Below are 13,237 nucleotides of genomic sequence, written 5' to 3'. Positions count from 1 at the left end.
TTATTATATCCCTACTGCAACAAAAATATCGATTTCTGCACTCGTCGGGTCTTTTGATTTTTCGCCATAAACTTCAAAATCGGCTGAATATATTCGATGCAAAGGTGAATTCCATATTTCGGTCCAAGTATTATAAACCGCTCCTTTTGTGAAATCACCCTTGGAAACAAATCTCATATAGGCTCCGCCACCGAAACTTTCACCGACCATACCATCGGGAACAACATTCAAAGTGCTCACCCTACAACCCAAAATCGTGTCATAAATCCCTTGGTGATCGCTTTCGTAGTGTGTATAGATTGACAAGATACTATTATCAATTTTATTGGGGATTTTTTCTGAGATTTTCTCCGCTATAAAATGCCCCCAAAGCTTTGCGATATCTTGAGTCTTCTGAACCCGTTCATTGGAGGTTGTCATCGAAATTCCGATAACCTTGAACGGTTCGATATTAATTTTTTCCATAATCTATATTTTTAAAACTGACCTAAAAATACGAGGGCAATATGACAACAGTATGTCAACCTATAATATTCAATCTTGAAGTATTATAAGTTTACACCATGAAACCATTTCATATAAAATATGGAAATTGTTTTTTAAGGCACAAACAGTGGCAGTAAAAGATGCTACCATTTTACGTGTTTAGCAAGTAGAAAGGTTGATAAGAATAAAAATTACTTAAGGAATTTACTTACGAATGACTTAATCTTTTTTGGTAGTCAATTACTCTTTGTGCTTGGCATAATGACGCCATTTATCAATACAGTCTACCATATCTTTTGGGATTTCAGAATCGAAACGCATAGCCTTCCCCGATACGGGATGAACAAAGCCCAATGTCTTGGCATGCAGGGCCTGTCGTGGCAAGACCTTAAAGGCATTATCGACAAATTGCTTGTATTTGGTAAAGCTAGTTCCCTTTAGGATTCTATCACCTCCATAGCGCTCATCATTAAAAAGGGTATGGCCAATGTGCTTCATATGTACCCTTATTTGATGTGTTCTACCTGTTTCAAGTTTACAGGAAACCATCGTAATATAGCCCAAACGCTCCAACACCTTATAGTGGGTCACCGCTTCTTTTCCCTGTTCCCCATCTTCGAAAACGTACATTTGTAATCGATTCTTAGGATTGCGGCCAATATGCCCTTCTACCGTTCCCTCTTCTTCCTCCATATTACCCCATACCAGCGCCACATATTCACGTTCCGAAGTCTTATCAAAAAATTGTTTGGCCAAATGTGTCATTGCCGCCTCAGTTTTAGCGACTACTAGAAGACCAGAAGTATCTTTATCTATACGATGAACAAGTCCTGGGCGTTCATTGCTATTCACGGGTAAGTTGTCGAAGTGATAAATCAAGGCATTAATCAACGTACCCGAATAATTACCATGGCCCGGATGCACTACCATACCAGCAGGTTTGTTCACCACCAAAAGAACATCATCTTCATAGACAATATTCAAGGGAATATTTTCAGGGACCAGTAAATTCTCATGTGGTGGGTGCTCAAAAAGCACTTTTACCTCATCTCCCGCCTTTACCTTATAATTCTGTTTTACTATGGTATCGTTTACCCAAATATGGCCGTTTTTCGCAGCTTGCTGAATTTTGTTACGTGTAGCATTTTCGATAAAGTTCATCAGAAACTTATCCACACGAAGTGGGTCTTGTCCTTTTGAAGCTACAAATCTATGATGCTCGAACAGCTCATCTTCCCTTAGTTCAGGGTCTTCTTGTGGCCCCATAACTTAGTTTGATTCTGCATTGATACGTGCCTGCTCAGTAATATTTCCGTTTCCACAGACAAGCTCGATCTTCGAAGTTTTTGGTAATTTATCACCGGGTTTGATCTGTTTCCCTTTATATTTTATGAAGTATACCATATCTTTTCCTAATTCATCCCTATACGATACCTTTTCAACATCTAGGCCCACGGCCCTTAGCATTGAGGCCGCATTACGTTGTGTAACCTGAATAATCTGGGGAACGGTTACCTTTTTATAACCGGAAGGATTGACCGTAAAGTAAATCATTCTATTCTCCTTGACCTTTTCACCAGCTTTAGGGTTTTGCTCAATTATCGAAAATCGAGGATAATCAGGATTATAGTTTGCCGAATCGAGTACCTCATAACGTAAATTACTTTCTTCAACAGACTTTCGCATATCCATTACCGACATTTTTGAAAAATCGGGCACCTCGACGAACTCGCCATGATTGGTTGTATTATTCAACCAACGTAGTACTAAAAAAACTAAAACTATCAATACCAACAAGGCTAGGCCGAGTTGTATCAAAAAAGTCTTGCTCCTTAAAAAGTTTAAAAATTTTCTCATTGATTACTTTTGACCTGACAAATATAACAAACCGATTGCTTTTTTCTGTACTTTGGGCCTCCCATAATATTTATGTAGGCTACATAATATAACGACCGTATGAAAACTAATATTGCCATTATCATGGGTGGACATTCAAGTGAATACCTAATTTCGCTAAAAAGTGGAAATGTGGTGTACAACTACCTTGATAAAAAAAAGTTCAACCTATATAGAATACATATTTTTAAGGAGAAATGGGTTTATGTAGATGAAAATAACGAAGAACATAACGTAAATAGACATGATTTTTCGATAAAAATGGATAGTAAAACCATTTTATTTGACTGTGTTTTCAATGCCATTCATGGTTCGCCAGGCGAAGATGGTCTGCTACAGGCTTATTTTCAATTGCTAGGTATACCTCAGACTTCCTGTGATTATTACCAAGCCGCACTGACCTTTAACAAGCGTGATCTTTTAAGCGTTTTAAAACCTTATGGCATTAAATCGGCATCATCATATTTCCTTAACCTCGGCGATGAAATAGATGTGGATGCCATTGTTGAAAAAGTAGGGCTTCCCTGTTTTGTTAAGGCCAATAAAGCGGGAAGTAGTTTCGGCATCTCAAAAGTCTACGAGAAGGGTAAGTTGGAAGAGGGAATTGAAAAGGCATTTAAAGAAGATGAAGAGATATTGATCGAAAGCTTTCTCGACGGGGTTGAAGTGTCCGTTGGTGTCATTACATATAAAGGGGAGACCAAAGTTCTTCCCATTACCGAAATTGTTTCAGAAAATGACTTTTTTGATTATGAGGCCAAATATGAAGGAAAATCACAAGAAATCACGCCAGCAAGGATAACACCTCTTCAAGAACGAAGAGTAACGGAAACTGCCGCTCGAATATATAATATCTTAAAAATGAAGGGCTTTTCTAGAAGTGAATTCATTTTTATAGACGACGAGCCCTACATGCTCGAAGTAAATACGACACCAGGCCTGACGATAGAAAGCATATTGCCACAACAAGCACATGTGGCCGGTATTAGTCTTTCAGAATTGTTTGAAAGCGCCATCGAAGAAGCTTTAGCCTAAATTAGGTAACTTAGACCAACAAAAAAAATCACTATGCGCCGTGCCGTTTTTCCAGGTTCTTTCGACCCTATTACTTTAGGTCATTTTGACATAATACAACGAGGCATCACCCTCTTTGATGAGCTCATTATTGCTATAGGTATCAATGCCGATAAGAAATATATGTTCACCTTAGAAGAACGAATGGGTTTTATTGAAAAGGCGTTTGAAGGAGAACCTAAAATAACGGTCAAAACCTACAAAGGACTTACCATCGATTTTTGTAGGCAAACAAATTCCAATTTTATTCTTAGAGGACTACGCAACCCTGGTGATTTCGAATTTGAAAAAGCTATAGCTCATACCAATCGAAAGTTATCGGAAATAGAAACCGTTTTTCTTTTAACTTCGTCAGGGAAATCTTACATAAGTTCTTCCATTGTGCGTGATGTTATACGCAACGGAGGCGATTACACCGAATTGGTACCCGATTCTGTTAAAGTTTAGTAATAAAAGAACCCGATTCAAAATATATCTATAACATTCGGTATTCGATAGTTAGGGTCAAGATTATTTTGTTTTTCAAAATTTGTCCACGCACTTTTCATCCCTTAAGACAAAGAAAATAATAGGAGATAGCATTTTTATTAAGGTTAATATTCCTTACAAATTTATCAATATTCTTTTATAAATGTCCAATATACACAATTCACAACGTGTAGGGCTTGATTCACAACAAACCTTCAGCTTTGTTAAAAAATCATTTTATATTCGTAGGAAATTACATCTTTAATGTTAAAGGGATCTCAAATATCGACTATTAGCTACCTTATAAAACAGTTGCCGAAAGCAACTGTCTTTGTAAATATGAGGTCAGAGATTGTCTATGTTTCTGATAAATGGTTGGAAGAGTTTAATTTTTCAGACCAAATTTTATCTGGAAAAAAAATATTCACACTTCTGAGCAGAACAAGCAAAGAGGGTAGACAAGCGTTGAAGGCCTGCCTTCAAGGTGAGAAGCAGAAATCTATAATTGAACGTAGCCTTTTTCTAGCCTCTGAGAAACAATACGAGTGGACTTACTCAACTTGGTATGATGATGATGAAAATATTATTGGGGCCATTATTCAATCAGAAGACATTACGCATTTAAAACAAACTGAACTTCAACTTGAAAAACGAGAGCTACTTCTCGATGAAATTTCAGAGAATGGAAATATCGGCTGTTGGGAATATGACGCCGTTCAAGACAAAATTAATTGGTGCGAACGTACGAGGGCCATACATGAGGCCGCCCCTGACTTTGAGCCCAACATTGAAAATGGAATAAATTTTTATAAAATAGGATATAGTAGAAATACGATATCAATGGCAGTTGATAGGGCCATGAGAGACGGCACCCCATGGAAAGAAAAATTACAGATAACAACAGCAAAAGGTAACGATAAGTGGGTAATCGCTGCAGGGAGGCCCTTGTTCAACAATAACAAGTTCATTGGCCTTATCGGCACGTTTCAAAATATTAATGAACATGTCGTTTCTGAGATTAAGACAAAAGAAAGCCAACAATTATTAAGGACCTTGATAGACAACCTTCCTTTGAATGTTTTTATGAAGGATATTCAATCTAGAAAAGTTTTGGTCAACAAACACGAACTTAAATTCTGCGGTGTAGAACATGAGAAAGATATTATAGGGAAAGATGACTTCGACTTTATGGATGAAAATTCGGCCCTACGCAGCCAAGAAGAAGATCGTTATGTAATGACCACCTTAAAACCTATTCTTGACCAAGAGAAAGTAGTGACCCGAAAGGATGGCAAATCTATTACTTTTCTTACTTCAAAAATTCCGTTAATGAACGACGTTGATGAAGTTATAGGAATTATTGGTTTTAGCCTCGATATCTCCAATATAAAACAAAAGGAGGAAGAACTAAAAAACCTGATCAATGTAACCTCGCTTCAGAACAAAAAGTTAATAAATTTTGCCCATATCGTTTCCCATAACCTAAGGTCTCATACCGCCAACTTTTCAATGCTCTTAGACTTTTTGGTCGAAGAAAATGATGAAAGCGAAAAGGAGACGATTATCGGAATGCTCACACATGCTTCCGACAATTTATTGGAAACATTGGAAAATCTAAATGAAGTGGTTGCCATAAGTAGCAATGTCAATCTTGAAAAGGAACCGGTAAATATCAATAATAAGCTCACTGCTATCGAGCAGAACTTATCTGTATTCCTTAAAAATTACGATGCCAAAATTATCAATTCCATTTCTGACGATGTGTCAATTCAAGCTATTCCGGCATATATTGAAAGCATATTCATGAACTTTATAACCAATGCAGTAAAGTATAGTTCACCTGAAAGAAAGCCCATCATAAAATTATCTTCAACAAGTAAAAATGGCTACACAATCGTAAGTATCGAAGACAATGGTTTAGGAATCGATTTGAAGAAGTACGGCAGTAAACTTTTTGGAATGTATAAAACCTTTCATACTAATAAAGATGCTAAAGGTATGGGTCTTTACATTGCCAAGAATCAAATCGAAGCAATGGGAGGAAAAGTTATGGTCTGTAGTGAAGTCGGAAAAGGAACTATTTTTAATATCTATTTTAATGAAAAAAATTAATCTCATCTGTATTATAGATGACGACCCAATAACAGTTTTTGGAATAAAAAAAATGTTAAAATCGGTTTCAGATTGTGATTCTATCGATACGTATAGCAACGGAAAACTAGCCCTGGACGGTATAAAAAATAAATTGGAAACAACTCAACAGGTTCCAGAGGTTATTTTCTTGGATATCAATATGCCCATTATAGATGGTTGGCAATTTTTAGACGAATTCATTACCCTACCAGCATCCAACAGGGCCAGAATAAATATTATAACATCATCAATCGACCCGGCAGACCGGGCCAAATGGGAATATTACAAACTTAAAACCACCCATAACATTACCTTCAATTACAAACCTCTTCAAAAACAAGATCTCTTCGAAATAACCAAAATTGCTTAAGTTCTGAAGATCATTTTTCTTAGTTTTACGATAGAAAAAGGGAGTAACAAAAAAATAGAAGCGACTAAAGCTTAATAAAGCCTAAGGGATGAAGACCTTTTTAGGCTTACTATTTTTATGCCGCTCTACGGTTCAGTCTATCAAAAATGAAAATAAGGATATTCGCATTTACCATATTCATTTTATCGATAATTTCATGCGAAAGCAAGAAAACCCACACAACAGCTGGTTTCCCAACTCCTTTTGAGCAATCTGACAGTACAGAAACCACAACTTATCTTCAAGCTATCGATTTCTATATAAAATTGGCCAAAGAATTCTCTGCCATTAACATTCAAACTATAGGAGAAACAGACAGCGGCTATCCACTACACATGGTAACCTATAATCCCGATGGCAATTTCAATTTTCAAAAATTGAAAAAAAATAAAACCATTGTTTTTATTAATAACGGCATACATCCTGGAGAAAGCGATGGCATAGATGCCACCATGCTACTATATCGAGATTTCGCCCTTGGAAAACTCAATCCGCCCAAAAACACCACCATTGTCACCATTCCTATTTACAATGTAGGAGGAGCCCTAAACAGGAACAGCACGAGCCGTGTCAACCAAAATGGCCCAAAATCTTATGGCTTTAGGGGCAATGCGACAAATTATGACCTCAATAGGGACTTCATAAAAAACGACACAAAAAACAGTCGCACATTTACGGAAATTTTTCACATGGTAGATCCTGATGTTTTTATTGATAATCATGTGAGCAACGGCGCCGACTATCAGTATACCTTGACCCATCTTTTTACGCAACATAATAAATTGGGTGGTGAGTTGGGAGCCTATATACATAAAGAAATGATGCCCGCCCTTGAAAACACACTGCAAAAAGACGGTTGGCCGATTACCCCTTATGTCAATGTGTTCAATAAAGTTCCAGAAGGGGGCTTCTCACAATTTATTGACCATCCTCGATATTCCACCGGTTATGCCGCACTTTGGAACACTTTTGGCATGATGGTCGAGACCCATATGTTGAAACCCTATAATAAAAGAGTGCGCGGGACTTACGCGCTTCTAAACAAAATAATCGACATAGCAGAGAAAGACGGTACCAGAATAAAGGCTTTACGAACCAAGGCAAAAACAAGACATAAGAATTGGACATATTATCCAACCAAATGGGGTATAGATTCTTCAAAAACGACCATTCTAAATTTTAAAGGTTTCGAAGCTGACACGATAATTAGTAAGGTAACCGGCTTGAACAGATTAAAATATAATCGTAAAAGGCCTTTTACAAAACCAGTACCCTATCAAAATTATTTTAAGCCCTTAGATTCGGTAAAAATTCCAAAGGCATATATTATCAAGAAAGGTTGGGAGCAGGTAATTTCACGACTACAGTTAAATCATATCAAATATTCGGTCATCAAGCAAGATACTTCACTAATGGTTGAATCGTACAAAATTCTCGATTACAAAACCTCTCAACATCCTTATGAAGGCCATTATTTACATGACAATACCAAAGTCGTTGGTAGTTTAAAGAAAATTACATTTTCAAAAGGTGCTATTGTAGTTCCAACTGACCAAAGTGGTATACGCTATTTACTGGAAACTATGGAGCCGGCAACCAAGGACTCTTTTTTCAATTGGAATTTTTTTGATGCAATTTTACAGCAAAAGGAAGGTTTTTCCCCTTATGTGTTTGAAGATTTGGCCGCCGAAATCTTGGAAAACAATTCCTTCTTAAAAGACTCCTTCGAAGAAAAAAAAGCCTTGGAGCCTGCCTTCAATAATGATTGGTTCGCCCAATTAAACTGGATATACCTTCATTCTAAATATTACGAACCGGCCCACTTACAGTATCCGGTCTATAGAATTTTGAAATAACACAATGATATCACTCTCCAAACAATGTCTTAATATTTGTATATGAATTCTCAAGGGCTTTTTTGATTTTTTTAGGCCCTTTCCATTTCACTTTTTCGATTCCTTCACTTTTTTGCCCCTTTAATTTACCATCGTAGGAAGTCTTCATGGCATACCAATGCACCTGTTTCAGTTTGTATTTACCATTTCTTTTAAAGATATGGTACGTGGTACTCAGAAAATTTTCGATTTTTAATCCCTTCACACCCGTCTCTTCCTCGACCTCTCGCACGGCACACTCTTCAATGGTTTCACCTTTGTCAAGTTTACCCTTCGGAAGATCCCATTTATCATTTCTATAAATAAAAAGAACTTTCCCCTCTTTGTTAGTGACCACACCACCTGCGGCAACCTCAATAGGAATTTTTTTGCTAAATTTCTTAAGAATTTCCTCGTGGTTCGGGTGGTAAATATAAGCTTCGGTCAGCTTGTTCTTCGCCAGAGCATCAATAGCTTCTTTCATAGCATCTCCATTTAGCGGGAAGTATTTGCTATTTGCTATTTCTGATAATTCATTTGTTAAAATGAGGGGTGATTCTTTAACAAAAACTTTATACATTTGCGTAATGATTTTAGACAAAAACAGCGCCGAAAAAACAGCAGAGCTTCTGTTGCAAATTAATGCAATTAAGTTGAAACCCGAAAATCCTTTTACTTGGGCTTCAGGTTGGAAATCTCCTATCTATTGTGACAACCGAATAATACTTTCCTATCCGGCCATTCGCAACTATGTACGTGGAGAGTTGGCAAAGCAGGTTGAAGCGTTGTATGGCAAACCAGATATAATCGCAGGTGTGGCCACTGGTGCTATTGGCATAGGAATGTTGGTAGCCGATTATTTGGGACTTCCTTTTATCTATGTACGACCCGAGGCCAAATCACATGGAAGGCAAAATCAAATCGAAGGACAATTAGAAGCAAATCAAACCGTAGTCGTCATTGAAGATTTAATAAGCACCGGAAAAAGTAGCTTAAACGCTGTGGATGCCCTTAATGAGGCCGGAGCAAAAATCAAGGGCATGTTGGCCATATTTACGTATGGCTTTGACGTGGCTTCAGAGAATTTTGAAAAAAAAGAGATCGAACTACATACGCTGAGTGATTATAACCACCTCGTACAGCAGGCCTGTTCGACCGGCTATATCAAGAATGATCAACTGAATACATTATTAGAGTGGAGAAAAAATCCTTCACAATGGCACCCATAATATTATGTTTATAGAAACCCAAAAAAAAGTAATTGCCAAAAGCGACAAAGAGGTCTTTGATTTTCTTACAAATCTAGAAAACTTTGAAAAGTTGATGCCCAAGACTATCGATAAGTTCGAAGTCTTAAACAAAGATCGATTTCTATTCGCCTTAAAAGGAATGCCTGAAATCGTACTTGAGCGTAAGAAAGAAACCCCTAATAGTCAATTGATTCTTGGTGCAGCAAGTGAAAAACTACCTTTCACCCTGACCGCTGATATCAAAACCTTAAGCGAAAATTCATGTGAGGTTGCCCTAAGTTTCGATGGACAATTCAATGCCATGATGGCCATGATGATAAAAAACCCTATTACAAATTTCATGGGCACATTATCTGAAAATCTTGAAAATGTATAATTAGTTCTGAAGTTTTACTAATCAGTATAAAAGTTTAACCTCTTTTAAATTGAATTCTTTTAGAACATCGTCTTCGAGAGTCACCAAGAGTTTTCCCATTTCCGAAACCCCTGTTATAAAACCCATAAAGTAATCTCCTGCTCCATTTTGAAAAGTAGATGGCTTATTTTTTCGAAATAGCACATTTTCATACGCCGTCCATAACGTATTGTTACCCCCTTTTTCCAAGGAAATAAAAATCTTTTCGAGATTCGTTAAAACCATGTTCAATAATTCATCCAAATCAAAACTTCGCCCTAACAACAATTTTATAGAAGTTGCGTTAGGAAGGTTAGTAAAGTTGGTTTGATTAACATTCAGTCCGATACCGATTACCGATGCCTGAATTTGATTTCCTGCAAGTGTGTTTTCAATAAGAATACCACAAACTTTGGAGCTACCTGACAGAATGTCGTTCGGCCATTTTATACTTAAATCGGGAATGTGGATGGCTTTTAAAGTATTAAAAACAGCTAAAGAAACACAAATGTTTAATAGAAATTGATGGTCTACGGCGAAACCATTCATTTTTTTTAAAATGCTAAAAGTTAGGTTTTTACCAGCTTCAGAAGTCCAATTAGTACCAATTTGCCCCCTTCCATTGGTTTGTTCGGAAGCAACTACGACGGTAAAATCATCGAGGGTTTGGCCGACCAACATTTTTTTTAAGTGGGCATTGGTCGAGTCCGTGGCATTAAGTTTGATTATTTGCATCGTAGCCCAGAAGTGTGAATCTTTAATCAATTGTCAAAAACTAGGGTAAAAGAACAAAAAAATAATAACTTTGTACAAACTAAAATTATTGAATGCAAAAAAGGAAAGCTAGTGCAGACGAGTTAATTGCATTAATTTTACAAGGAATAGAGGAAGTAAAAGGAATCGACATTAATTTACTTGACCTTAGGGAAATAGAGAATACCGTTTGTGACTACTTTATCATTTGTAATGGTACCTCCAACACGCATGTAAATGCTATAGTTTCATCTATCCAAAAAACAGTTAGCAAAGCTATCAAGGACAAACCTTGGCATATCGAAGGAGAAGATAATGCCGAATGGATTCTTATGGACTATGTCAACGTGGTAGTTCACGTCTTTCAGAAACATATTAGGGAATTCTATGACATAGAAGGTCTTTGGGGCGATGCTAAGGTCATCGAAGTGGAAAATAGCATTAATCAGTAAAAAAAAATAATGGCAAAAGATAACAATACAAATCCTAAAAAACCCAAGTTCAGTTCGTGGTGGATCTACGGACTTATTCTGGTTTTAGTAATCGCTTTTCAACTTTTTGGCAGCGGTAATCTATCCAACACAAAAAAAACGACTACCTCCGAGCTTCAAGAGTACTTGAGAAATGGTGATATCAGTAAAATATTGATTATCACCAATACGCGGCAGGCCAAGGTTTTTCTAACAGACGAGGCACTTCAAAAAGGTGTACATAAAGATGTTTCAGAAAAGCCGTTCCTCCCATCTTCAGGTATAGTTCCTCAATATATTTTGGATTATGGAGATCTCCAGAATTTTGAAAATGAAATCAAGAAAATAAAGCAAGAAAATAATCTAGACACCATTGTCGATTACGATACGGAATCTAATTATTTGGGCGACTTTTTATTGGGTATCCTTCCTTTTATCTTGATTATAGGTATCTGGATCTATTTGATGCGTCGCATGTCTGGCGGCGGTGGCGGTGGTGCTGGTGGACAAATTTTCAATATTGGCAAATCAAAAGCGAAACTTTTTGATGAGAAGACCGATACCCGTACTTCTTTTAAAGATGTTGCAGGCCTTGAAGGAGCCAAAGAAGAAGTTGAGGAAATTGTAGACTTTTTAAGAAACCCTGATAAATATACCTCTTTAGGAGGTAAAATTCCCAAAGGAGCCCTTTTGGTAGGGCCTCCAGGAACGGGAAAAACCTTATTAGCCAAAGCGGTTGCCGGTGAAGCCAAGGTTCCCTTTTTCTCTTTATCAGGTTCTGATTTTGTAGAAATGTTCGTAGGGGTCGGAGCCTCTAGAGTGCGTGATCTTTTTAAACAAGCGAAAGACAAGTCGCCTGCCATCATATTCATTGACGAAATTGATGCCATCGGAAGGGCCAGGGGCAAAAATAATTTTACAGGCTCTAATGATGAGCGTGAAAATACATTGAACCAATTGCTGACCGAAATGGACGGATTTGGCACCAACACCAATGTTATTGTCTTGGCAGCTACCAACCGTGCCGATGTACTTGACAAAGCCCTAATGCGCGCTGGTAGGTTTGACAGACAAATTTATGTCGACCTTCCTGATATTCGCGAGCGTAAAGAGATTTTTGAAGTCCATTTACGCCCCATTAAGACGGCTGAGACTTTAGACCTTGACTTTTTGGCAAGACAAACGCCTGGGTTCTCCGGTGCAGATATTGCCAACGTTTGTAATGAAGCTGCGTTAATTGCTGCTCGTAAAGAGAAAAAAGCAGTAACTAAGCAAGATTTCTTAGATGCCGTAGATAGAATTGTAGGCGGTTTAGAGAAAAAGAATAAGATCATTACGCCAGGGGAGAAAAAAACGATTGCGTATCACGAGGCCGGGCACGCCACCGTAAGTTGGATGCTCGAACACGCATCACCGCTCGTAAAAGTTACTATCGTGCCAAGGGGGCAATCATTGGGTGCCGCATGGTATCTACCTGAAGAAAGGCTGATTGTTCGCCCGGCACAAATGAAAGATGAAATGTGCGCTACACTTGGTGGTAGGGCCGCGGAAAAGGTTATTTTCAACCAAATCTCCACAGGTGCACTTAGTGATTTGGAGAAAGTTACCAAACAAGCTAGGGCCATGGTCACCGTATATGGTCTTAACGATAAAATCGGAAATCTTACCTATTATGATTCATCGGGCCAGACCGATTATGGCTTCTCTAAACCTTATAGTGAAGATACTGCCCAAAAAATAGATCGGGAAATTTCTATTCTTATCGAGGATCAATATAAAAGGGCAATTGAAGTACTTGAAGAAAACAAGGACAAATTAACTATACTTGCCGAGCGTTTGCTTGAAAAAGAGGTTATTTTCAAAGAGGACTTGGAGAAAATTTTCGGAAAGAGACCTTTTGACAAAGTGTTTGATAAAAAAGGTCAAGAAAAACTCTCAAATGACGAAGACACAAACGATTTGCCTCTTGAGGAAGAAACCGAAGAAAATAAATAACAGTATTTATCGTTGTTCTTTAACAAAGAACGTAT

The 13,237-nt window shown here is 37.6% G+C and carries 14 protein-coding genes; 9 read left to right on the top strand and 5 right to left on the bottom strand.

The features are described from left to right. Positions 1 to 3: 3 nt before the first annotated feature. The 3 genes from BLS33_RS21930 to BLS33_RS21920 all read right to left on the bottom strand — a co-directional run bounded on the left by BLS33_RS21930 (position 4) and on the right by BLS33_RS21920 (position 2,343). On the bottom strand, positions 4 to 465 hold the full coding sequence (locus BLS33_RS21930; protein WP_089895005.1) for a GyrI-like domain-containing protein: 462 nt from the start codon (positions 463 to 465) through the stop codon (positions 4 to 6). A 261-nt stretch (positions 466 to 726) separates the two neighbouring features. Continuing rightward, complete coding sequence (locus BLS33_RS21925) at positions 727 to 1,752, bottom strand: RluA family pseudouridine synthase (RefSeq protein WP_089895003.1); 1,026 nt, start codon at positions 1,750 to 1,752, stop codon at positions 727 to 729. 3 nt (positions 1,753 to 1,755) lie between these two features. Further along, the gene (locus BLS33_RS21920; protein ID WP_089895000.1) at positions 1,756 to 2,343 is read right to left on the bottom strand and encodes a PASTA domain-containing protein; all 588 of its coding nucleotides are present in this window, start codon (positions 2,341 to 2,343) and stop codon (positions 1,756 to 1,758) included. 99 nt (positions 2,344 to 2,442) lie between these two features. Between BLS33_RS21920 and BLS33_RS21915 the strand changes: the two genes are divergently transcribed. From BLS33_RS21915 to BLS33_RS21895, 5 genes are all read left to right on the top strand, one after another. Then, positions 2,443 to 3,417, top strand: a complete 975-nt coding sequence (locus BLS33_RS21915) for a D-alanine--D-alanine ligase (protein ID WP_089894998.1) — start codon at positions 2,443 to 2,445, stop codon at positions 3,415 to 3,417. Between the two features lie 33 nt (positions 3,418 to 3,450). Next, positions 3,451 to 3,903, top strand: a complete 453-nt coding sequence (coaD, locus tag BLS33_RS21910; protein ID WP_089894996.1) for a pantetheine-phosphate adenylyltransferase — start codon at positions 3,451 to 3,453, stop codon at positions 3,901 to 3,903. A gap of 285 nt (positions 3,904 to 4,188) precedes the next feature. Beyond that, the gene (locus BLS33_RS21905; protein ID WP_089894994.1) at positions 4,189 to 6,036 is read left to right on the top strand and encodes a PAS domain-containing sensor histidine kinase; all 1,848 of its coding nucleotides are present in this window, start codon (positions 4,189 to 4,191) and stop codon (positions 6,034 to 6,036) included. Beyond that, on the top strand, positions 6,023 to 6,427 hold the full coding sequence (locus tag BLS33_RS21900; RefSeq protein ID WP_089894992.1) for a response regulator: 405 nt from the start codon (positions 6,023 to 6,025) through the stop codon (positions 6,425 to 6,427). The genes BLS33_RS21905 and BLS33_RS21900 overlap by 14 nt, the downstream gene beginning before the upstream one ends. A gap of 146 nt (positions 6,428 to 6,573) precedes the next feature. Continuing rightward, the gene (locus tag BLS33_RS21895) at positions 6,574 to 8,322 is read left to right on the top strand and encodes a M14 family metallopeptidase (RefSeq protein ID WP_089894990.1); all 1,749 of its coding nucleotides are present in this window, start codon (positions 6,574 to 6,576) and stop codon (positions 8,320 to 8,322) included. A gap of 10 nt (positions 8,323 to 8,332) precedes the next feature. Here BLS33_RS21895 and BLS33_RS21890 read toward each other — a convergent pair whose 3' ends face one another. Then, entirely contained in the window at positions 8,333 to 8,920 is a 588-nt protein-coding gene (locus tag BLS33_RS21890; protein WP_089895099.1) for an NUDIX hydrolase, read from the bottom strand. A gap of 7 nt (positions 8,921 to 8,927) precedes the next feature. On the opposite strand from BLS33_RS21890, the gene pyrE reads away from it, so the two are divergent. Continuing rightward, positions 8,928 to 9,569 (top strand): orotate phosphoribosyltransferase, encoded by a 642-nt coding sequence (gene pyrE, locus BLS33_RS21885; protein ID WP_089894989.1) that lies wholly within the window; start codon positions 8,928 to 8,930, stop codon positions 9,567 to 9,569. 4 nt (positions 9,570 to 9,573) lie between these two features. Further along, a complete protein-coding gene (locus tag BLS33_RS21880) occupies positions 9,574 to 9,966 on the top strand; it encodes an orotate phosphoribosyltransferase (RefSeq protein WP_089894987.1) in 393 nt (130 codons plus the stop codon). 21 nt (positions 9,967 to 9,987) lie between these two features. Here BLS33_RS21880 and BLS33_RS21875 read toward each other — a convergent pair whose 3' ends face one another. Then, positions 9,988 to 10,719, bottom strand: a complete 732-nt coding sequence (locus BLS33_RS21875) for a biotin--[acetyl-CoA-carboxylase] ligase (RefSeq protein WP_089894985.1) — start codon at positions 10,717 to 10,719, stop codon at positions 9,988 to 9,990. A gap of 92 nt (positions 10,720 to 10,811) precedes the next feature. Here BLS33_RS21875 and rsfS point away from each other — a divergent pair, with 92 nt between their 5' ends. Together rsfS and ftsH are read left to right on the top strand one after the other, a co-directional pair. Beyond that, entirely contained in the window at positions 10,812 to 11,189 is a 378-nt protein-coding gene (gene rsfS / locus BLS33_RS21870) for a ribosome silencing factor (RefSeq protein ID WP_089894983.1), read from the top strand. A 9-nt stretch (positions 11,190 to 11,198) separates the two neighbouring features. Then, entirely contained in the window at positions 11,199 to 13,202 is a 2,004-nt protein-coding gene (ftsH, locus tag BLS33_RS21865; protein WP_089894981.1) for an ATP-dependent zinc metalloprotease FtsH, read from the top strand. Positions 13,203 to 13,237 lie beyond the last annotated feature (35 nt).

The sequence above is a fragment of the Kriegella aquimaris genome (genome assembly GCF_900103215.1).
In the GTDB taxonomy this organism is placed as follows: Bacteria; Bacteroidota; Bacteroidia; order Flavobacteriales; family Flavobacteriaceae; genus Kriegella; species Kriegella aquimaris.
This window is presented reverse-complemented; position numbering and strand designations above follow the sequence as displayed.

Coding starts and splice junctions, on each gene's coding strand:
- BLS33_RS21925 (WP_089895003.1), bottom strand. CDS start 1,752: ATGGGGCCACAAGAAGACCCTGAACTAAGGGAAGATGAGCTGTTCGAG.
- BLS33_RS21895 (WP_089894990.1), top strand. CDS start 6,574: ATGAAAATAAGGATATTCGCATTTACCATATTCATTTTATCGATAATT.
- ftsH (WP_089894981.1), top strand. CDS start 11,199: ATGGCAAAAGATAACAATACAAATCCTAAAAAACCCAAGTTCAGTTCG.
- BLS33_RS21880 (WP_089894987.1), top strand. CDS start 9,574: ATGTTTATAGAAACCCAAAAAAAAGTAATTGCCAAAAGCGACAAAGAG.
- BLS33_RS21930 (WP_089895005.1), bottom strand. CDS start 465: ATGGAAAAAATTAATATCGAACCGTTCAAGGTTATCGGAATTTCGATG.
- BLS33_RS21920 (WP_089895000.1), bottom strand. CDS start 2,343: ATGAGAAAATTTTTAAACTTTTTAAGGAGCAAGACTTTTTTGATACAA.
- rsfS (WP_089894983.1), top strand. CDS start 10,812: ATGCAAAAAAGGAAAGCTAGTGCAGACGAGTTAATTGCATTAATTTTA.
- BLS33_RS21905 (WP_089894994.1), top strand. CDS start 4,189: ATGTTAAAGGGATCTCAAATATCGACTATTAGCTACCTTATAAAACAG.
- BLS33_RS21900 (WP_089894992.1), top strand. CDS start 6,023: ATGAAAAAAATTAATCTCATCTGTATTATAGATGACGACCCAATAACA.
- coaD (WP_089894996.1), top strand. CDS start 3,451: ATGCGCCGTGCCGTTTTTCCAGGTTCTTTCGACCCTATTACTTTAGGT.
- BLS33_RS21915 (WP_089894998.1), top strand. CDS start 2,443: ATGAAAACTAATATTGCCATTATCATGGGTGGACATTCAAGTGAATAC.
- BLS33_RS21890 (WP_089895099.1), bottom strand. CDS start 8,920: ATGTATAAAGTTTTTGTTAAAGAATCACCCCTCATTTTAACAAATGAA.
- pyrE (WP_089894989.1), top strand. CDS start 8,928: ATGATTTTAGACAAAAACAGCGCCGAAAAAACAGCAGAGCTTCTGTTG.
- BLS33_RS21875 (WP_089894985.1), bottom strand. CDS start 10,719: ATGCAAATAATCAAACTTAATGCCACGGACTCGACCAATGCCCACTTA.